The organism is Brenneria izbisi (assembly GCF_025840185.1).
GTDB classification, from domain to species: Bacteria; Pseudomonadota; Gammaproteobacteria; order Enterobacterales; family Enterobacteriaceae; genus Brenneria; species Brenneria izbisi.
Genome location: NZ_JAMPJU010000003.1, coordinates 15,999 through 36,072 on the forward strand (window position 1 = coordinate 15,999; position 20,074 = coordinate 36,072).

17 protein-coding genes, 1 tRNA gene and 1 riboswitch are annotated in these 20,074 nt (G+C 52.4%); of the genes, 9 read left to right on the forward strand and 9 right to left on the reverse strand.

Annotation, left to right across the window (positions count from 1 at the left end; genetic code table 11):
- The first annotated feature begins 195 nt into the window (after positions 1-195).
- Positions 196-1,842, forward strand: coding sequence for a Na/Pi cotransporter family protein (locus NC856_RS05235; RefSeq protein WP_264089387.1), 1,647 nt, complete (start codon positions 196-198; stop codon positions 1,840-1,842).
- A 62-nt stretch (positions 1,843-1,904) separates the two neighbouring features.
- On the opposite strand, the gene lysC is transcribed toward NC856_RS05235, so the two are convergent.
- Entirely contained in the window at positions 1,905-3,281 is a 1,377-nt protein-coding gene (gene lysC / locus NC856_RS05240) for a lysine-sensitive aspartokinase 3 (RefSeq protein WP_264089388.1), read from the reverse strand.
- A 118-nt stretch (positions 3,282-3,399) separates the two neighbouring features.
- Positions 3,400-3,595: riboswitch (Lysine riboswitch) on the reverse strand.
- Positions 3,596-3,764: 169 nt separating this feature from the next.
- Here lysC and pgi point away from each other — a divergent pair.
- Positions 3,765-5,414, forward strand: coding sequence for a glucose-6-phosphate isomerase (pgi, locus tag NC856_RS05245; RefSeq protein WP_264089389.1), 1,650 nt, complete (start codon positions 3,765-3,767; stop codon positions 5,412-5,414).
- A gap of 40 nt (positions 5,415-5,454) precedes the next feature.
- Complete coding sequence (locus NC856_RS05250) at positions 5,455-5,799, forward strand: DUF4156 domain-containing protein (protein ID WP_264089390.1); 345 nt, start codon at positions 5,455-5,457, stop codon at positions 5,797-5,799.
- Positions 5,800-5,882: 83 nt separating this feature from the next.
- Here NC856_RS05250 and epmB read toward each other — a convergent pair whose 3' ends face one another.
- Positions 5,883-6,926 (reverse strand): EF-P beta-lysylation protein EpmB, encoded by a 1,044-nt coding sequence (gene epmB, locus NC856_RS05255; RefSeq protein WP_264089391.1) that lies wholly within the window; start codon positions 6,924-6,926, stop codon positions 5,883-5,885.
- A 39-nt stretch (positions 6,927-6,965) separates the two neighbouring features.
- Here epmB and efp point away from each other — a divergent pair, with 39 nt between their 5' ends.
- The 3 genes from efp to NC856_RS05270 all read left to right on the forward strand — a co-directional run bounded on the left by efp (position 6,966) and on the right by NC856_RS05270 (position 8,471).
- On the forward strand, positions 6,966-7,532 hold the full coding sequence (gene efp, locus NC856_RS05260) for an elongation factor P (RefSeq protein ID WP_264089392.1): 567 nt from the start codon (positions 6,966-6,968) through the stop codon (positions 7,530-7,532).
- A 177-nt stretch (positions 7,533-7,709) separates the two neighbouring features.
- Entirely contained in the window at positions 7,710-7,841 is a 132-nt protein-coding gene (locus NC856_RS05265) for an entericidin A/B family lipoprotein (protein WP_264089393.1), read from the forward strand.
- Between the two features lie 333 nt (positions 7,842-8,174).
- Complete coding sequence (locus tag NC856_RS05270; protein WP_264089394.1) at positions 8,175-8,471, forward strand: DMT family protein; 297 nt, start codon at positions 8,175-8,177, stop codon at positions 8,469-8,471.
- 98 nt (positions 8,472-8,569) lie between these two features.
- Here NC856_RS05270 and frdD read toward each other — a convergent pair whose 3' ends face one another.
- From frdD to frdA, 4 genes are read right to left on the reverse strand one after another with little or no spacing between them, the layout of a single operon-like run.
- The gene (frdD, locus tag NC856_RS05275; RefSeq protein WP_264089395.1) at positions 8,570-8,926 is read right to left on the reverse strand and encodes a fumarate reductase subunit FrdD; all 357 of its coding nucleotides are present in this window, start codon (positions 8,924-8,926) and stop codon (positions 8,570-8,572) included.
- Between the two features lie 14 nt (positions 8,927-8,940).
- On the reverse strand, positions 8,941-9,336 hold the full coding sequence (gene frdC, locus NC856_RS05280) for a fumarate reductase subunit FrdC (protein WP_113868450.1): 396 nt from the start codon (positions 9,334-9,336) through the stop codon (positions 8,941-8,943).
- A gap of 13 nt (positions 9,337-9,349) precedes the next feature.
- Entirely contained in the window at positions 9,350-10,084 is a 735-nt protein-coding gene (locus NC856_RS05285) for a succinate dehydrogenase/fumarate reductase iron-sulfur subunit (protein ID WP_264089396.1), read from the reverse strand.
- On the reverse strand, positions 10,077-11,876 hold the full coding sequence (gene frdA / locus NC856_RS05290; RefSeq protein WP_264089397.1) for a fumarate reductase (quinol) flavoprotein subunit: 1,800 nt from the start codon (positions 11,874-11,876) through the stop codon (positions 10,077-10,079). Before frdA ends, NC856_RS05285 begins: the two co-directional genes overlap by 8 nt.
- A 504-nt stretch (positions 11,877-12,380) precedes the next feature.
- On the opposite strand from frdA, the gene epmA reads away from it, so the two are divergent.
- Positions 12,381-13,358 (forward strand): elongation factor P--(R)-beta-lysine ligase, encoded by a 978-nt coding sequence (gene epmA / locus NC856_RS05295; protein ID WP_264089398.1) that lies wholly within the window; start codon positions 12,381-12,383, stop codon positions 13,356-13,358.
- Positions 13,359-13,430: 72 nt separating this feature from the next.
- Here epmA and mscM read toward each other — a convergent pair whose 3' ends face one another.
- The 3 genes from mscM to rsgA all read right to left on the reverse strand — a co-directional run bounded on the left by mscM (position 13,431) and on the right by rsgA (position 18,878).
- Positions 13,431-16,748, reverse strand: coding sequence for a miniconductance mechanosensitive channel MscM (gene mscM, locus NC856_RS05300; RefSeq protein WP_264089399.1), 3,318 nt, complete (start codon positions 16,746-16,748; stop codon positions 13,431-13,433).
- Between the two features lie 44 nt (positions 16,749-16,792).
- On the reverse strand, positions 16,793-17,752 hold the full coding sequence (asd, locus tag NC856_RS05305) for an archaetidylserine decarboxylase (RefSeq protein WP_264089400.1): 960 nt from the start codon (positions 17,750-17,752) through the stop codon (positions 16,793-16,795).
- Positions 17,753-17,828: 76 nt separating this feature from the next.
- On the reverse strand, positions 17,829-18,878 hold the full coding sequence (rsgA, locus tag NC856_RS05310; protein ID WP_264089401.1) for a small ribosomal subunit biogenesis GTPase RsgA: 1,050 nt from the start codon (positions 18,876-18,878) through the stop codon (positions 17,829-17,831).
- Positions 18,879-19,079: 201 nt separating this feature from the next.
- Here rsgA and orn point away from each other — a divergent pair, with 201 nt between their 5' ends.
- Both orn and NC856_RS05320 read left to right on the forward strand, forming a co-directional pair.
- The gene (gene orn / locus NC856_RS05315) at positions 19,080-19,622 is read left to right on the forward strand and encodes an oligoribonuclease (RefSeq protein ID WP_264089402.1); all 543 of its coding nucleotides are present in this window, start codon (positions 19,080-19,082) and stop codon (positions 19,620-19,622) included.
- Positions 19,623-19,835: 213 nt separating this feature from the next.
- A tRNA-Gly gene (locus tag NC856_RS05320) sits at positions 19,836-19,911 on the forward strand.
- Positions 19,912-20,074 lie beyond the last annotated feature (163 nt).

Genomic DNA, 20,074 nt, shown 5'->3' on the forward strand with positions numbered 1-20,074 from the left:
AAAAGAGTAAATACACATCTTATTGATTTGGATTCGATTTCCTAAATATTGTTATTTAATTAACTATCCGCACTGAAACCTGTCAGCGGATTTATCCCACACAGAGACAGCCTGAAAGTCCTGGCAGGAAACATCTGGTAGTATAGTTGGTTATTGAATGTTCAAATTTACATTTACATTAGAGGTATTAACTTAGTGTTAACGCTGCTGCATTTACTGTCCGCAATTGCATTACTGGTCTGGGGGACGCACATTGTCCGTACCGGCATCATGAGGGTGTATGGCGCCAGCTTACGGCGGGTATTGAGCGAAAGCGTCGAGAAGAAACCTCTGGCTTTTATGGCGGGAATTGGTGTTACGGCGTTGGTGCAAAGCAGTAACGCCACCGCATTGTTGACCACGTCTTTTGTGTCTCAGGGTTTAGTGGCGTTAGCGCCCGCGCTGGTCATTATTCTCGGCGCGGATGTCGGTACGGCGCTGATGGTCAGGATATTAACGTTCGACTTATCCTGGCTTTCTCCGCTGCTAATCTTTCTGGGCGTGATTTTTTTCCTCAGCCGTAAGCAGACGCGGGTAGGACAACTTGGACGCGTCGCTATCGGCCTTGGGCTGATTCTGCTGGCGCTGGAAATGATCGTGGCGGCCGCGACGCCTATCACCCAGACTGCCGGCGTTAAAGTGCTTTTTTCTTCGCTGACCGGCGACATTATGCTGGATGCGCTTATCGGCGCATTGTTCGCTATGGTGAGTTATTCCAGTCTGGCGGCGGTGCTGCTGACCGCAACACTGACCGCCAGCGGCGTGATTTCGCTGGAAGTGGCGATGTGTCTGGTGATCGGCGCCAACCTGGGCAGCGGCGTGCTGATCATGATTAGCTCCACCGCGCAGAATGCGGCGGGGCGTCGGGTGGCGCTGGGCAGTGTATTGTTCAAACTGATTGGTTGTCTGGCCGTATTGCCTTTCGTTGAGCCGCTTTCCCGGTGGTTGGCGAAATGGCCGCTTAGCCCGGAGGAACTGGTGATTTATTTCCACCTGTTCTACAACCTGATCCGCTGCCTGATATTGATTCCATGCGCGGAGGTGGTCGCTCGTTTGTCCTGCTTGATGATCGCCGACTCGCCGGAGGTGGATATCCAGATGAAGCCCCGGCATCTGGATACCAGCGCGTTGGATACGCCCGCTCTGGCGCTGACCAATGCCGCGCGTGAAACGTTACGGATCGGTGATGTGCTTGAGCAGATGTTACGGCTGTATCGGGACGTGCTGCGGGGCGATCATATGCAGCGGCGTGAGATCCGTCGGCTTGATGATGATGTGGACGTGCTTTATACCGCCATCAAACTCTATCTGGCGCAGATCCAAAAAGATGGTCTTGATGAACGGGATTCCCGGCGTTGGGCTGAAGTGATCGAAGTCGCGCTGAACCTCGAACAGGCGGGAGATATTATTGAGCGCATGGCGGATGATGTCGCTAATAATTCATCCAAGGTACGCCGCGCTTTCTCGGCTCAGGGATTGGAGGAACTGAATCACTTGCACGAACACTTGCTGGCAAACCTGCGGCTTGGGCTATCGGTCTTTCTTTCCGCGGATGTTACCAGCGCCAAGCGGCTGCGCCGCGCCAAACATCGTTTCCGTATTCTGAATCGTCGTTATGCGCATGCGCATGTCGATCGCTTACATCAGCAGAACGTACAGAGTCTGGAAACCAGTTCGCTGCATTTGGGGTTGCTGGGAGATATGAATCGGTTGAATTCGCTGTTTTGCTCGGTGGCTTATAACGTGCTGATCGTCTCGCAGGATGAGGACGACGAGCGGGACGAATCGCCGTTGACGCTGTAATTAATCCATGTGGGGAGGATTTCACACCACATGGATTAAGGCGCGTTGAGCGTGTGGTTTGGTTACTCGAACAGACTGCGATGCAATGTCTGCACCACGCGCTCGGCATCATTGCCCGGAACCAGGAAGCACAGGTTATTGCTGCTGGCGCCGTAGCAAATCAGGCGGATATTGAACGGTTCCAGCACGCCAAAGACTTCTTTACCGACACCGCAAGCCTGAGACAGTTTGTTGCCGATAAGGGCCACCAGCGACAGATTTTCTTCCACTTCCACGCGGCACAGTGAGGAAAGTTCGGTCAGCAGGGCGCTGGACAGCAGGCTATCGCCGATTGACGTCGAACCAGTGGTATCCAGCGTCAAGGCCACGTTGACTTCTGAGGTGGTAATCAAATCCACAGAGATATGATGACGGGCGAGAATACTGAAGACTTCGGCCAGAAAACCGCGTGCGTGCAACATATTCAGGCTGTGCAGGGTAAGCAGCGTTTGTTTGCGCCGTAGCGCCAACGCGCGGAATAACGGCGGGTTTTCCGTTTTATTGCATACCAGCGTACCGCCTGCGGTCGGATCTTTACTGGAACCGACAAAAACCGGAATATCGCTGCGCACGGCTGGCAGAAGCGTCGCCGGGTGTAGCACTTTCGCGCCGAATGTCGCCATTTCCGCGGCTTCTTCAAACATAATCTCGTCAATACGTTTTGCCGCCGGCACCACGCGCGGATCGGTGGTATAGATGCCGGGGACATCCGTCCAGATATCAATGCGGCTGGCGTTTAACGCTTCGCCCAGCAGCGCCGCGGTATAATCGCTGCCGCCGCGACCCAATGTCGTGGTTTTACCGCTGGCCTCGCTGCCGATAAAGCCCTGCGTAATGATTAACCCTTGCTCAAGACGAGGTTGCAACTGGCTGCGCGTCAATTCGCCCAGTACCTGACAATCGGGTTCGGCGCGCCCGAAATGATTATTGGTGCGCATGATTTTACGGACATCGAACCACTCCGCCGTCACATCGCGCTGGCGCAGAATTTCAACGAACAGCAGGGTGGACATCAGTTCGCCATGACTCACCAATTCATCGGTCAGGGCGTTGGAGGTCGCCAGCGCCGCCGCTTCCGACAATGTGGCGATGTTTTCCAGCATTCGCTCGATTTCATCGCGGATGACCTCTGGGTTTTCCAGTCGATCGATAATCGCGTATTGGATCTGACGGATTCGTGTCAGATTCTGAGTGCGTTCTTCCAGATTCTGGCCTGCGGCCAGTGCAACCAGCAGGTTGGTAATGCCCGCCGAGGCAGACAGAACCACAACCCGTACCGCGGGGTTGGCAAGAACGACATCGGCGCTGTGATTCATGGCGTCAAAATCAGCCACGCTGGTGCCGCCAAATTTGGCAATAATCAAAGGTGTTGCTGGTGCGGAAACTTCAGTAACAGACATGTCAAAAAACCTCGTGTCAGGGGGGCGGTTGTTTTCAACCACACAGTCCATTAATCAGCCTTGGCACAAGGGAAGAGCGGTAAGCAGGGAGCAGGCGTAGAAATAAAAAAACTACGATACACCCAGAAGCGCTCCACCTTGCTGAACGTCCTTAATCAGGACGAACCGGGTGACAACCCAGGGGATTCAGCCCCTGCGATCGATGGTGTGAATACCGCATTACACATCACCTCGGCGTCGCTCCCCCTGGGGTATCATCATCGGATTACGGCTCCTCCGATACCTTGCCTGGGCAACGCTCCTCTTCTGGCTTGCACATGGAATGCGCAAGTATGCTGTTAGAAATAGCGGGTAATCATACTGCTGTCAATAAACAAAAGGATGTGATGACCATTTAGCAAGAAAAGGGATCTCAATCGGCATTTTACGGGATACAATCGATTTAGTAACTTTTGAATTCATGCTGAGAGAGAAAGTATCGTTATGCAAAACATCAATCCAAGCCAGACTGCCGCATGGCAGGCGTTACAGCAACATTTTGAAGTGATTAAAGACTTGAAAATCAGTGAGTTGTTCGCGCAGGACAGTAACCGTTTCGCCCGGTTTTCCGCTACTTTTGACGATCAGATGCTCGTGGATTACTCCAAAAACCGCATTACAGAGGAAACGCTGGAAAAACTCCAGGCGCTGGCGCGGGAAACGGATTTGGCTGGCGCGATTAAGGCGATGTTTTCCGGCGAAAAAATTAATCAGACAGAAGGGCGCGCCGTGCTGCATGTCGCGCTGCGTAACCGTAGTAACACGCCGATTCTGGTTGATGGCAAGAATGTGATGCCGGAAGTGAACGCCGTGCTGGAAAAGATGAAACTGTTCAGCGAACGCGTTATCGGCGGTGACTGGAAAGGGTACACCGGCAAAGCGATCACCGATGTGGTGAATATTGGTATCGGCGGCTCCGATTTAGGTCCCTATATGGTGACAGAAGCGCTGAAACCGTATAAAAATCATCTGAATATGCATTTTGTCTCCAACGTGGACGGCACGCATATCGCAGAAACGTTGAAGCCGCTGGACCCTGAAACCACTCTGTTCCTGGTGGCGTCCAAAACCTTTACCACACAGGAAACCATGACTAACGCCCACAGTGCGCGTGACTGGTTCCTGAAAACCGCGCAGGACGACAAACATGTCGCCAAACATTTTGCGGCCTTGTCTACCAATGCGAAAGCAGTGAGTGAATTCGGTATCGATACCGACAACATGTTCGAGTTCTGGGACTGGGTTGGCGGACGCTATTCTCTGTGGTCGGCGATTGGTCTGTCGATTATTCTTTCGCTGGGATTCGACAACTTTGAGCAACTGTTAAGCGGCGCTCATGCCATGGACAAGCACTTCGCTTCAACGCCAGCGGAACAAAACCTGCCAGTGCTGTTGGCGTTGATCGGGATTTGGTACAACAATTTCTTCGGGGCTGAAACGGAAGCGATTCTGCCCTACGACCAGTATATGCACCGTTTTGCCGCCTATTTCCAACAGGGAAATATGGAATCCAACGGGAAATACGTCGATCGCAATGGCAATCCGGTGGACTATCAGACCGGCCCGATTATCTGGGGTGAACCGGGCACCAATGGTCAGCATGCGTTTTATCAGTTGATTCATCAGGGCACCAAACTGGTTCCGTGCGATTTCATCGCACCGGCGGTAAGTCATAATCCACTGAGCGATCACCATAGCAAACTGCTGTCCAACTTCTTCGCGCAAACGGAAGCGCTGGCATTCGGTAAGAGCCGCGAAGTGGTCGATGAGGAATTCGCGGCGGCAGGTAAAACAGCGCAGGAGGTCGAGCATGTGGCGCCGTTCAAAGTCTTTGAAGGGAACCGTCCGACCAACTCGATTCTGCTGCGCGAGATTACGCCTTACAGCCTGGGCGCATTGATCGCACTGTATGAACACAAAATCTTTACCCAGGGCGCGATTCTGAACATCTTCACGTTCGATCAGTGGGGGGTGGAATTGGGTAAACAACTGGCCAACCGTATTTTACCGGAACTGGAAGAGGCGAAAGAAGTGACCAGTCATGACAGTTCAACGAATGGTCTGATTAACCGATTCAAACAATGGCGCGCCTGAGTTAGAAAATCGCCAACTTTTCAATATCATGGAGGGGAAAATGCAGATTCGCATGTTACTGGGTATCTCCGCAGTCATCTTGTTGGCTGGCTGTAGTACAACCAATCAACTCAGCACCGCAGGACAGGTTGTTACATTTACGGATACCAAACCGGGTAATGAGTGCCAGTTATTGGGACAGGTCAGCGGTAGTCAATCCAACTGGTTTTCCGGCAATGAGAGCGATGGCAGTTCAATGCGCGGCGCGGCGAACGATCTGCGTAACAAGGCCGCGGCAATGGGAGGAAATACCCTGTATGGCGTAACCAGCCCAAGCCAAACCTTCTGGTCTAGCTTTGCGCCGCTGGATAGCAAGATGGTTGGCGACGTGTACAAATGTCCCTAAGCTAAGCGCGAGGCATTTTCACTGACGAGGTTTGGCGCTCAATGAATAGACCGGCGAATGTACCTCTGGTATGCGCCGGTTTTTTATTCGCCCTCGTCCTGACTTTGTCTGAGTCTCAGATCCAGCGGCGTTTTACTGGCTTCGCCGCCAATTTCGCGCGCCAGGCGCGGAACCAGATATCCAGACACTTTTTTCATCATCTCTTTGACCAGTACACGCGCTTCGTCATCACTGACCATAAAATGCGCCGCTCCCTGTACTTTATCCAGTACGTGGAGATAGTAAGGCAGTATGCCGATGTCAAACAGCGCATTGCTCAGGTTTGCCAACGTATCTGCATTATCGTTCACTCCACGCAGCAGGACGCTTTGATTCAGCAGCGTGACGCCTGCGCGACGTAAACGCGCCATACTTTGTGTTAAATCAGGATCAATCTCCTGCGGATGGTTAATATGCGTGACCAGCAAAACTTGAAGTGATGTCTGTGATAAGCGTTGGCACAATGTAGCGGTAATGCGTGCCGGGATCACCACGGGCAAACGTGTGTGGATACGCAGCCGCTTCAGATGCGGTATCTTTTCCAGCGCGGTAATCAACCAGGCAAGCTCATGGTCTTTCGCCATCAGCGGATCGCCGCCGGAAAAAATGATTTCATCCAGTTCCGGGTGTGCTTGGATATAGTCCAATGCCTGACGCCAATTGGTCTTGTTGCCCTGGTTGTCCTGATAGGGAAAATGGCGGCGGAAGCAATAGCGGCAATTGACCGCACAGCCGCCTTTTACCAGCAGCAGCGCGCGGTTGTGGTATTTATGCAGTAACCCCGGAACGACGCTGTGCTGCTCATCCAGCGGATCATGGCTGAAACCGGGCGTGGCGATAAATTCCGCGCGTGAAGTGAGCACCTGCTGTAAAAGCGGATCGTCCGCATTGCCTTTTTGCATGCGTGCGGCAAAAGCGCGGGGAACACGCAACGGGAAAAGTCTGCGGGCGTCGTGGCCTTGTCGTAGCCTGGCGTTGTCGCTTAACGCTAAAAGTTGCAGTAATTCTTCTGGATCGGTAATTACGTCCGCAAGTTGCTGCAACCAATCTTCTCTGGAAGGTATATTTAGGGTTACAATGTGTGCCATTTTTTGGCTTAGTACCAGTATCAAATGTAGAGGGCCTTTATGGCGACTTATTCTAGCAACGATTTCCGTTCCGGTCTTAAAATCATGTTCGAAGGCGAGCCTTATGCCGTCGAATCAAGTGAGTTCGTCAAACCGGGTAAAGGTCAGGCTTTCGCGCGTGTGAAAATGCGTCGTCTGCTGACTGGCAAGCTGATCGAGAAAACATTCAAATCCACGGATTCTGCTGAAGGTGCGGATGTTATCGATATGAATCTGACTTACCTGTACAACGATGGTGAGTTCTGGCATTTCATGAACAATGAAACGTTCGAGCAATTGGCTGCGGATGAGAAAGCGCTTGGCGACAACGCCAAATGGCTGCTCGATCAGGCGGAATGTATCGTGACGTTGTGGAACGGTCAGCCGATTTCCGTGACGCCGCCGAACTTTGTCGAACTGGAAATCGTCGATACCGATCCAGGTCTGAAAGGCGATACCGCTGGTACTGGCGGTAAACCCGCGACGCTGAGCACTGGCGCGGTGGTAAAAGTGCCATTGTTTGTGCAGATCGGTGAAGTGATCAAAGTGGATACCCGCTCAGGCGAGTATGTCTCTCGCGTCAAATAATTGACGCTTGATGTAAAGCCAGCCGCAGCCGCCATTTTTATGGCGGCTTTTTTTATCTCTATATTTTTAAGCCCCACTCTGAAAAGTTCCACGAAACAGGCAGGATTGACTACGCTTAGAAGGTAGTCTTTTTGCTGCTTTTAAGAAACCTATTTATCATTGAAGAAGGAATAACCTATGTTGAAGAAAAGTCTGGTCGCTATTTTTTCGCTGTTAGTTCTCTCTGCCGTAGTCGGGTGTAACACTACCCGTGGTGTTGGACAGGATGTTGAAGCCGGCGGGGAAGCGATACAGCGTAGCGCGCAATAAAGAGATAAGTCGTATAAATTTTAACGTGAGGAAGGCGCTATGATGGTGTTTTCTTCAGCCCGACGACATAATGCGGCGGTGGATGAGTTGGAGAAAAACGATGTCACCGCTCGTTATCACTGTATATATGTTGACGCTCCGTAATGTGTTTATACCCGTCATACTTCAAGTTGCAGGTGCGTTGGCTGCGCTCAGTATTCAGCCCAAAGGGGCCGCTGCACGCAGCGTTCAAATCTGCTCCTGGCAGATTTGTCACCCGAATCACTTACTGATGTAAGCTCATCGGGGTTCCTTCGCTTGCCGCCTTCCTGTAATTCGAATTATTTAGGGTATATGACTTTCGCTTGGTACGGGCACTGGCGTAATTTTAGCGGACGAACCGGGTTAATTGCCGCATTGGTCAGTTGGGGAATTGCCCTGTTTGAATATTTATTGCAGGTTCCGGCAAACTGTATTGGATATCAGGTCGCCCCCGCCGGACAGTTAAAAATATTGCAGGAAGTGATTAGCCTTTCCGTATTTATTCCGTTCTCCATTCTTATTTTACCTTTCCGTACTGATTATATCTGGGCCGGTTTATGTTTATTGGCCGCGGTATTCTTTATGTTTCGGGATAAAATTATGGGATAACGGCTTATCCTGATTAATTCTCATTCCCCTTTAATCTTGCAAGAAAGAAAATAATACGGCCTGCACAGGGCAGGCCGTTAATTGCAAAACAAAACCGCTTACAGCGTGACAACACCAATGATGGTCACGACGCTCAGGATCGCTGCCAGACCGTAGAACACCCATTTCCCGGCGGGAATATGGATTTTCAGATCATGCATGGCGTGGTGAAGACGGTGCAAACCACACCAGAGCGGCAGGATAATCATCAGCAGCAGAAAAACGCGGCCAATAAAGCTTTGGCTGAATGCGGCAATGCGTTCATAAGTCAGCGCATCCGGGAACAGGCCAAGCGGTAGCAGGATACCAACCAGCAGGATGATGACGGGGGCGAAAAACGCACTCCACATACCACCGGCGCCGAACAAACCCCAGAAAGGGGGTTCATCGGAACGTTTTGGCGTTTGATTAATCACGTTATTCCTCCTCATCAGAACAGTAAGGCGATAGCCAGTACCGCTACCGTTACTACGATGGTCACTGCCCAAAGTCCTTTAATGATCGGCTCTGGTCCCATTTTCTCATCTTTTATCACGATGATGGATGCTTTCGGCGCCAGTTCAAACCAGGTTTTGGTGTGCAGCACCGCCGCGAGCAAAGCAATGATGTTGATTAGCAACACCAATGGGTTTTGCAGGAATCCCACAAAGTCAGCCCAACTTTCCGGGCCATCCTTCAAGGCGAATACGCCGCACATCAATACGATGCTGAACCAGACGGCAGGTAAGGCCGTACCTTCACGCAACATATAAAAACGGTAGAATCCCAGCTTTTTCCACCAGGTTGGCGACATGTCACGGACATACGCTTTACGTTTGGATGTCATTATTGCCCCTCCCTTATTGTGGTTTCAGCATGGCAATCATGAAGTCTTTAGCACTCTCAACCTTGCCTTGCTGAATTGCAGCGGCAGGATCCACATGCTTCGGACAAACCTCTGAGCAGTACCCCACAAAGGTACAACTCCAGACCCCGTTGCTGCCGTTCAACTGCGGCATACGCACTTTTTTACCGTGATCGCGGTTATCCAGGTTGTAACGGTGCGCGAGGGTTATCGCCGCCGGGCCAATGAATTCAGGATTCAGACCAAACTGTGGACACGCTGCATAGCAGAGGCCGCAGTTAATACAGCCAGAAAACTGGTGATATTTGGCCATCTGCGCCGGAGTTTGTTTGTTCGGGCCATCAGCCGGTTTTCGATCGTTGCCGATGATATAAGGCTTGATGGCTTCCAGACTTTCAATAAAGTGCGTCATGTCGACCACCAGGTCGCGCTCGATGGGGAAGTTACCCAGCGCCTCAACCTTCAGCCCGTCCTGATAATCACGCAGGAAGGTCTTACAGGCCAGCTTGGGTACGTTGTTCACCATCATGCCGCAGGAACCACAGATCGCCATACGGCAGGACCAGCGGTAGGAGAGATCCGCAGCCAGGTTATCCTTGATATAGCCCAGAGCGTCCAGCAGGGAAGTCTCTTTGTTAAACGGGACTTCAAACGTCTCAAAATACGGCGCGTTGTCCTGTTCGGGGTTGTAGCGCATGACTTCCATTTTCAGGGTTTGCATCTCAGCCATTCGCCTGCTCCTTCTTGCTTTTATCCTGAGCATCGTCGCCTTCGGCACCGTAAACGCGTTTGGCCGGTGGCAGTTTGGTGATTTTCACATCGGTGTAATCCAGACGTGGCGCACCTTCAGGGTTATAAAAAGCCAGCGTATGCTTCAGGAAGTTAACATCGTCACGCTCGGTGCAGCCTTCATCCAGACGTTGGTGGGCGCCGCGGGATTCTTTACGGTTAATGGCGGAGTGCGCCATACATTCCGCCACGTCCAGACTATGACCCAGTTCAATGTTATAAAGCAGGTCGGTGTTGAACACACTGGAATGGTCGGTGATTTTCACCCGTTTGAAGCGCTCTTTCAGTTCGGCCAGTTTATCGACGGTTTTCTGCATCAGTTCCGTTGTACGATAAATGCCGCAGCCTTCTTCCATGGACAGGCCCATTTCATCACGGATTTTCGCCCAGCTTTCCGTGCCTTCCTGTTTCATCAGATCATTCAGGCGCTGTTCGACATCACGGGTTTGCGCATCAAGTGCGCTGCCGTTGGCAGGGGCGGCGGACTGTGCGCGCTGTACCGCCTGCTCGCCGGCGACGCGTCCAAACACCACCAGTTCAGCCAGCGAGTTGGAACCGAGACGGTTTGCGCCATGCAGACCGACAGACGAACATTCACCGACGGCAAACAGGCCTTTGATACGGGTTTCGCAGTTTTGATCGGTTTCAATACCACCCATGGTGTAGTGCGCGGTAGGACGGATTGGAATCGGTTCTTTAACCGGATCAACGCCAACATAGGCTTTCGCCAGTTCGCAGATGAACGGCAGACGTTCTTTGAGTTTCTTCTCACCGAGGTGGCGCAGGTCAAGATAGACCACATCGCCCAGCGGGGTGGAAATGGTGCGCCCGGCGCGCCATTCATGCCAGAAGGCCTGAGAAACCTTATCGCGCGGACCCAGTTCCATGTATTTGTTTTTCGGCTCGCCCAGCGGCGTTTCCGGGCCCATGCCGTAATCCTGTAGATAACGGTAGCCGTCTTTGTTGACCATGATGCCGCCTTCGCCGCGGCAGCCTTCGGTCATCAGAATGCCGGAGCCAGGCAGACCAGTCGGGTGATACTGCACGAACTCCATATCGCGCAAGGGTACGCCGTGGCGGAATGCCATGCCCATACCGTCGCCGGTGACGATGCCGCCATTGGTGTTGTAGCGATACACTCGTCCCGCTCCACCGGTGGCGATCACCACCGCATTGGCGCGGATCTGAACCAATGAGCCTTCCATCATATTGATGGCGACGACACCGCGTGCATGCCCGTCATCAACCAGCACATCAAGAACGAAATGTTCATCGAAACGTTGGATCTGTGGATATTTGAGGGAGGTCTGGAACAAGGTATGCAGCATGTGGAAGCCGGTTTTATCGGCGGCAAACCAGGTACGTTCTATTTTCATTCCACCAAACCGGCGAACGTTGACAGAACCATCGGGTTTACGGCTCCATGGGCAGCCCCATTGTTCCAGTTGGATCATTTCTTCAGGACAGTGTTTGACGAAGTGTTCGACCACGTCTTGTTCACACAACCAGTCGCCACCAGAAACAGTGTCGTTGAAATGATAATCGAAGCTATCGTGATCCTGAGTGACCGCTGCTGATCCGCCTTCTGCCGCCACGGTATGGCTACGCATCGGGTAGACTTTTGAGATCAGCGCAATTTTCAGTTGGGGATTGGCTTCCGCGGCGGCAATCGCCGCTCGTAAGCCAGCGCCCCCGGCCCCGATAATGGCCAAATCGGCATTAAAGGTTTGCACTGCATTCCTCCAGTTACTTAAGTTAATTAAGTTAAAATAAAAATATAATATCTATTCATTGCTATCTTTATATATCCACATATATCTGCGGAACGTCTTATGCAGGTAGCCCTATAAAAATTGATTCGCAAACTTATTAAGAATAGACATAACGCTATTTTTTGTATGGAAATAAGTATACCGAATGATTGGCGGATGAAATTTGATGTGATCCAGCATTTTGTTGTTTTTTCACAGTGTCCTGTAATAAAAGATAAAAACGTGATCGAACGGCTTATTTTTATAAAAATGCTGCTTTTATTTCTTTAATAACACTTTTACAGGCAGTACGGAAAAATGTTTCACTGGATATATCATGATTCTTTTTCACATTGCCGGGAGCGCGGCGCCCTCGTTGTTGTCGGCTAATGCAAGCGGTTGCTGAACGTTTCTCCTGTAAATTTTTTGTCTGCCTGCGCTGATGCGGGTAGACTGCCCCACCTGTTTGAGTTTGGAGTAAGAACCATGAGCGAGACGGCAAGTTGGCAACCTGATGCTTCTGTCGCTAATTTGTTGAAGCGAGCGTCGATAGTCGCGGCTATCCGGCGTTTCTTCACCGATCGTGGGGTACTGGAGGTTGAAACGCCAGCGATGAGCCAGGCGACGGTAACGGACGTTTATCTATGCCCGTTCCAGACCCGCTTCGTTGGGCCGGGCGCTGCGGATGGGATGACGCTGTATTTGATGACCAGCCCCGAATACCACATGAAACGCCTTCTGGCCGCAGGCAGCGGTCCGATTTTTCAAGTATGCCGCAGCTTTCGTAATGAAGAGTCCGGCAGATACCATAACCCGGAATTTACCATGCTGGAATGGTATCGGCCGCATTACGACATGTACCGACTGATGAATGAAGTCGATGATTTACTTCAGCAAATATTGGAGTGCGAAAGTGCGGAAATGCTTTCGTATCAACAGGCTTTTTTGCGACATCTGGACATTGATCCGCTGTCTGTGGACAAGGCCCAACTGCGTGAAGCGGCGGAAAAGCTGGGGCTGGGCGATATCGCCGGCCGGGAAGCGGATCGTGATGCGCTGGTGCAAATGCTGTTTACCTTCGGCGTCGAACCGAACATCGGTCGCGACAAACCGGCATTTGTCTACCATTTCCCGGCAACGCAGGCTTCGCTGGCTGAAATCAGCACCGAGGATCATCGTGTCGCCGAACGTTTTGAAGTCTATTTCAAAGGCATTGAACTGGCCAACGGCTTCCGTGAACTGACGGATTGCGATGAGCAGCGTCAGCGTTTCGAGCAGGATAACCGCAAACGTGCGGCACGCGGTTTGCCGCCGCAGCCGATTGATGAAAACTTGCTGGCCGCGCTCAAGCATGGTCTGCCTCAATGCGCGGGCGTGGCGTTAGGCGTTGATCGCCTGATTATGCTGGCGTTGGGCGCGGAAAAACTGAGCGATGTGATTGCGTTTTCGGTCGAGCGCTCCTGATCTTGCTTGGCGAAAAGGCGGGGCGGCAACGGCTCCCCGCCTTATTTCTTCTTTGTATATAACTGTATATAACTACAAGCTGCCCGCGCTCCGGTTGCTGGATGTCAGGGTGTTTCCTTTACGCGCGATATTGTCCATTCGTACCTGGAAAGGAGGGAACGGCAGCACCATATTGTGTTTACGGTAATTTTCCAGAATCAACTGGTGCAGTTCATGGCGCAACGGCATACGGTGAACCATTTCCGCGGCGAAAATACGTAGTTCGAAAATCTGAATCCCTTGCTGCAAATCGACCAGAAAAACTTCCGGCGGCGGATTTTCCAATATCAGCGAACAGCGGTTGACTGCATCCAGCAGCAAATCGGTGACCACTTTGCTGTCCGCCTCGGCGGGCGCCGGCACCGTCAGAACCACGCGCGTCACGGAATCTGACAGCGACCAGTTAATAAACTGTTCGGTAATAAACGCCTTGTTCGGTACGATAATCTCTTTGCGGTCCCAGTCGGAAATGGTGGTCGCGCGCGTATTAATGCGCATCACGCTGCCGGTGAGGTCGCGGATTGTGACGGTATCGCCGATACGTATCGGCTTTTCAAACAGGATAATCAGGCCGGAAATAAAGTTGGCGAAGATTTCCTGCAAGCCAAACCCTAACCCCACGCCGAGCGCCGCCACCAGCCATTGTAGTTTCGACCATTCAATCCCCATCAATGAGAAGCCCATCAGACAACCGATCAGCATCAGAATATATTTGCTGATGGTGGTGATGGCATAACCGCTGCCCGGCGACAAATCAAGGTGCTGTAATACCGCCAGTTCCAGTAAGGCCGGCAGATTGCGCACCAACTGGGCGGTAATCACAAAAATCAGTATGGCAATGAGAACCGAACCCAGCGTAATCGACTGAACGCTTTCCACGCCTTTGACCGTACTGCTGACATCCCACAGGCTGATGTTTTCCAGGAAAGCAAAAGCGGAGTGAATTTCCGACCACAGTACGATAACGGAAACCAGTGCGATTAAGGTCAGGATCGAGCGCACCAGCTTCAGGGATTTGGCGCTGATCGCATCCAGATCCACCACCGGCTCTTCAATCGCTTCTGAATTTCCTTCATGGGGGACGCCAGACTGCGGTTCTTCTTCACCTCTGGCCCGTTGCGCCAGAATTTCTGAACGACGCTGCTTTGCCCGGTCGAATGCGATACGGCGTCGCTGAATGAGCATCCAGCGACGAATAATATGATAGACGACCAGCAGGAAAAACCAGATGGAAACCGAGGTTTCCAGCCTGACCAGCAGCGCTTGCGCCGTCGCCAGATAACCAATGCAGGCGGCTAGCGCGGCGGCCAGCGGGACGCACATCAGCAGGTTCCACATCGCCCGGTTGACCGAGTTCTCCCCGGAGCCTTCTTTATCCAGATAGAGCGGAATACCGGCACGTTTCAAGCTGGTGGTCACCAGGCTTAACGCCATACAGAGCAGGATGAAGCACAAGCGACCCAACGTGCTGGAGAACTCGCGATCGTTCAGTTTTTCGAACGTTATGAGCGCCATCACCAATGGCACAATAAACGCAATGGAAAGGCGGTAATAGCGCATTGCTCTGGCGACCCGATCGGGCGACCAGCGGAAATGGACGATAAACAGCCCTTGCGGATGCGCGAATGATGCGCTGATCATGACCAGCCACATCAGCGGTACGGTGGCGGTCACGCTGTCGCCAATCGCCACCGCAACCGGGTAGGGCCAGGCATTCTGCAAGCCGTAGCCCAGCGCGGCCCATAGCACCGGTAACGGCAGCGCGGTCAGGATTGACCAGAAAACGGTACGCAGCGTCAGCATAAAGTGATCGAGAGTGACTTTGCCAACCCGACTGCTGGCGCGCTCTAGAAAAGCGTGATAGTGGCGGCGGGAACTGAAGCTGAACCCCACCAGCAACAGCGCGCCCAGCAGCGGGATGACCGTTTCGCGGCTGGTGACCATCATGATTATGGCGCTGCTGAGTTGGGTAAAGGTATCCATAGACAACAGACGTGTCAGATCCTGCACCAGCTTCAGCGGATAAGCGAAGGTGATTGGATCAACATCGGCCACCCAGAAGAGATAACGGTGCGCGGCTTCTCTCGTCTCTCTCAACGCATCTTCCAGTTGATTATTCGCTACTTTGAGTTTGGTTAACTCCAGAATCTGCGTATCGCAACCGGAAATCAGCGAAGTCAGCAAATCGCGCTGGGTGCGCAGTTGATCCGCCAGAATGCGCCGCTGGGTTGCGTTCAGCGGCGTTCCATCATCCTGTTTTGACTGCTCGATATCATGCGGTTGATTGATCAGGTCCTCAAAATGCAGACGCTGGACGCGTAACTGCGCCATATCGCTGTCCAACAGTTGTGGTTTGGGCATTTCCGGCAATCGTGCCACTTGCGCCCGCAGGGTTTCGCCTAATACCGGCGAGACGTCAAGCCATTGGGCCTGTTCCCGGATAGTGGTCAGCGCCTGACGGACCTGAAGCGTATGCGTGGCGGCTTGACGTTGCTGGGAAGCGATCAAGTCCATGCGTTGCGCCTGCTGATTCAGCGCGACGGACAGTTCCCGGTTAACCTGTAGCTGTGCGCTGATAACACTGGGCAAATCGCCGCCCTGTTCCGCCAGCAATTCGGTGCGTTCCAGCGCTTGCTCGGCCTCTTTCTGGCGCAGACTATTGATATTGCTGCGTAGCGACTGTAACTGCGTATCCATCCGAACATGCCGTTTTTTATACAGTTCGGCGCGTAACCGGGATAATTCCTGACGATTGCTGGCTGACAACTGCGCCAGTTCCAATTCGTCCACACGACTTTTGCGCAGCGCGGCTTCGGTCTGAAGCGCCGCCAGTTGCGCCTGTGCCAGCGGCGTCGATGGTGTGCCGAGAGCCTGGATACGGCGCTCCATATCACCCAGTGAACGGCTGGCTTCGGTTTGCTGTTGGGGAAGCTGTCCGAGCGAGTCGCTGATTTCACGTAATCGATCCTGCTCCTGCTGCAATTGGCGGCTTTGTTCCAGTAGCTGGCTACTGGTTTGCAGGATCTGTTGCTCAAGATCGTTAATCGAAAGATTGTTCGCGGCCGCTGAGGGTTTTTCGTCTTCTGCGGCCAACTGACCACGCAGTTCCTGAATCAGCTTGGGAAAATCATCAATAACACGTTGATATTGCGCCGCACGTTCGCGCGACGCTTTGATTTCCTGTGTCGCATTCAGGGCAGATTGCAGTTCTTCCACAATCTGCGCTTGATCGGCTGCGCCTTTATTGGATTCCGCCTGTTGCAACTGTTGACGTAACTGCGCCTCACTGGGCGCCGCCCACACGGTGGTTGATAACAAGCAACTCAGCAAAAAAATCAGAATCAGACGCACGTTTAGTCTACCTTTCACTGACAACAATGGAGAATTGACGGCGCTCAGCCCGGACGGTCTGTTATGCCTGGCTCAATATGGACATCGTGAGACGGCGTGCGTTCCAACGTTTCGTCCGGTGACGCCGTGGTTTCCTGATCTTCAGACAACATCTCCGCAAAGGGTTCGCCCATGCGGGTAACGCTGAGGCTATTGAGATGCGCGGCAAACTGCACCCGGTTGGGCGCAAACAGGTTAATGACGGTGGAACCTAGCTTAAAGCGGCCCATTTCCTGGCCTTTTGCCAGCATAACCGCGCCTTCGCCTGCTTGCGGGTAGGTCCAGCGTTGTATAATGCCTTCCCGCGGCGGCGTCACGGTGCCTGCCCAGATGGTTTCGATACTGCCGACAATGGTGGCGCCGACCAGAATCTGGGCCAGCGGACCAAACTCGGTATCAAACAGACAAATAACGCGCTCGTTACGGGCAAACAGATTCGGCACATTATCCGCGGTCAACAGATTGACGGAGAACAAATCGCCCGGCACGTAAATCATTTCGCGCAGCACGCCGTCGCACGGCATATGGACGCGGTGATAGTCGCGGGGCGATAAATATATCGTGGCGAATAAGCCATCGCGGAACAGTTCCGCCATGATGTAGTTGCCGGCAAGCAGCGCTTCCAGTGAGTAAAGGTGGTTTTTGGCCTGAATCAGCTTGCCATCCGTGATGGGGCCCAACTGCGACAACAGGCCGTCAGCTGGCTGAACAAGACGATGGGTATGACCATCGACAGGACGAACCTCAGGCTTCAGCGGTCGCACAAAAAATTCATTGAACGTCCGGTAGGCGGCAGTATCCGGCTGCTGCGCCTCCTGCATATTGACCTTGTACTGACGAACGAACAGATCGATAACCAGCTTGGTAAGCTTACCCGCCGGTTTATCCGCTCCCCACCCGGCCAAACGAGTCAGCCAGATTTTGGGAAGCCAATACTGTAATTTGATTTTAATATTATCCAGCACAGTGAGCCTCTTGGGTTAGTGATGCGCCATGATGTAAAAGAAAAGGGGCGCATTGTAGCGATGGATACAATAAATGTCAGTTATCCGTATCGGAAAAGGTTTTACGCGTTTTTACCTGCGCCATGCTTTCCAGTATCCGGTGATAATTATCGAAGCGTTCGGCGGCAATGTCGCCGCGCTCAAGGGCGGCATGAATCGCACAGCCCGGATCGTTGTCATGTTTGCAGTCACGGAATTTACACTCGCCGATATATTCCCGGAACTCAATGAAACCATGCGTGATCTGTTCAGGTTCCAGATGCCACAAGCCAAACTCACGCACGCCGGGGGAATCAATCACGTCTCCGCCGTGCGGGAAGTGATAAAGACGGGCGGCGGTGGTGGTGTGTTGTCCCAGTCCTGAGTTATCGGAAACCTCGTTAACCAGAATACGCTCTTCATCAAGGGCGAGCAGGGCGTTGAGCAGGCTGGATTTGCCGACCCCGGATTGTCCGGCAAAGATACTGATACGACTGGTTAACGCCTGTTCCAGTTCCGCAATGCCTTCCTGGGTATGGCTTGAAACCATCAGTACGCGATAGTTGAGCGTCCGGTAAATATCCATCAATTCATTAACGAACTGGTGGGCTTCTTCATCCAGCAGATCGATTTTGTTCAGCACAATCAGCGGTTCAACTTCCAGCGTTTCGCAGGCAACCAGATAACGATCGATAATATTGAGGGAGAGTTCGGGCAAAATGGCCGAAACGATGACGATCTGATCGATATTAGCCGCAATCGGTTTAACGCCGTCGTAATAGTCGGGACGCGTCAGGACGGAATGTCGCGGATGAACGGCTTCAACGATCCCGCTGATCCCGGAGAGCGCTTCGTTGCCGGCCCGCCACACGACTTGATCGCCGGTGACCAATGATTTAATGGTGCGACGGATATTACAACGATGCACCACACCGTTTTCGGCTTCCACATCGGCATGCATACCGAACCGGCTGATGATAATGCCTTCCTGAGCATCACCCAGTTGGCTATCCTCCCATTCGATCTTGCTTTCTGAATGTTTAAGGCGGCGCTGATGGTTCGCGCTGACCCGCCGTTGCTGACCTTTCGACAGTTTCTTTTTGCTCACTGAGCCTCACTTAATACGCCATTGATCGTCAGGGTACGACGAGCGCCATAAGACAGGGTTGTCGCCCATGATGATTGAAGCGACTATAATACACCCTATTTGATTTTAATTAACTGATGCCGCCAGATGGTGTTCAGTGTGGGCGTGACTATCAATCAATGCCGACAGGCAACAATACACAGCGAAACGGGAATACCAACGATGGTAGATGAAAACAACCTGATCTGGATCGACCTTGAGATGACAGGATTGGATCCTGAACAAGATCGTATTATTGAAATTGCGACATTAGTGACTGATGCCAATTTGAAAGTGTTGGCGGAAGGGCCAGTGCTGGCGGTTCATCAACCCGCCAGCCAACTCGCGCTGATGGATGACTGGAACGTGCGCACACATGGCGCCAGCGGGTTGATTGAGCGCGTCAAAGCCAGTTCGGTTGACGAACGCGCGGCGGAACTGGCTACCCTGGCTTTCCTGCAACAGTGGGTGCCTGCGGGTAAATCACCGATTTGCGGCAACAGTATTGGTCAGGATCGCCGTTTTCTGTTCCGTTATATGCCGGAACTGGAAGCTTATTTCCATTATCGTTATCTGGATGTCAGCACGCTCAAAGAGTTGGCGCGTCGTTGGAAACCCGAAATTCTGTCAGGGCTTAAAAAGCAGGGGACGCATCAGGCAATGGATGATATTCGCGAATCGCTGGCGGAACTGGCGTATTACCGCGAGCATTTTATCCAGCTTTAAGTTGATTCAGGCGTTGGTGGACAGATTGACCGTCAGGCATACAACCTGTACGGTCGTTCAGAACGGATGTTGTATGTTTTAGCAGCGCTTTGATTTTTTTATCGGCAATCAAACGTTTTTTCATTTGCGGGGGCTTGCGGGGGACGGAATTTCTCGTATAATTCGCACCCCGTACCGATACAGAATTTCGTATCCGGTGCCGCGTCATCCTAAGCGGGAATAGCTCAGTTGGTAGAGCACGACCTTGCCAAGGTCGGGGTCGCGAGTTCGAGTCTCGTTTCCCGCTCCAATTTCTTTTCTATAGATGTCCATTGATGTCTGTAGGTCTCTGACTCAACAGGGTAATCGCTCTGTTGAGCCTCCAGCGAAATCCACTGAAAACCACCGTCAACCACGCCGAAGTCGTACACAAATTAGTACACGAAAATCGGGTGCGTTACGGGTGCGGATTG

What these genes read in the sequence shown, in the direction of transcription:
- lysC (WP_264089388.1), bottom strand. Translation starts at nt 3,281, where the DNA reads ATGTCTGTTACTGAAGTTTCCGCACCAGCAACACCTTTGATTATTGCC.
- pgi (WP_264089389.1), top strand. Translation starts at nt 3,765, where the DNA reads ATGCAAAACATCAATCCAAGCCAGACTGCCGCATGGCAGGCGTTACAG.
- NC856_RS05250 (WP_264089390.1), top strand. Translation starts at nt 5,455, where the DNA reads ATGCAGATTCGCATGTTACTGGGTATCTCCGCAGTCATCTTGTTGGCT.
- epmB (WP_264089391.1), bottom strand. Translation starts at nt 6,926, where the DNA reads ATGGCACACATTGTAACCCTAAATATACCTTCCAGAGAAGATTGGTTG.
- efp (WP_264089392.1), top strand. Translation starts at nt 6,966, where the DNA reads ATGGCGACTTATTCTAGCAACGATTTCCGTTCCGGTCTTAAAATCATG.
- NC856_RS05265 (WP_264089393.1), top strand. Translation starts at nt 7,710, where the DNA reads ATGTTGAAGAAAAGTCTGGTCGCTATTTTTTCGCTGTTAGTTCTCTCT.
- NC856_RS05270 (WP_264089394.1), top strand. Translation starts at nt 8,175, where the DNA reads ATGACTTTCGCTTGGTACGGGCACTGGCGTAATTTTAGCGGACGAACC.
- frdC (WP_113868450.1), bottom strand. Translation starts at nt 9,336, where the DNA reads ATGACATCCAAACGTAAAGCGTATGTCCGTGACATGTCGCCAACCTGG.
- NC856_RS05285 (WP_264089396.1), bottom strand. Translation starts at nt 10,084, where the DNA reads ATGGCTGAGATGCAAACCCTGAAAATGGAAGTCATGCGCTACAACCCC.
- epmA (WP_264089398.1), top strand. Translation starts at nt 12,381, where the DNA reads ATGAGCGAGACGGCAAGTTGGCAACCTGATGCTTCTGTCGCTAATTTG.
- orn (WP_264089402.1), top strand. Translation starts at nt 19,080, where the DNA reads ATGGTAGATGAAAACAACCTGATCTGGATCGACCTTGAGATGACAGGA.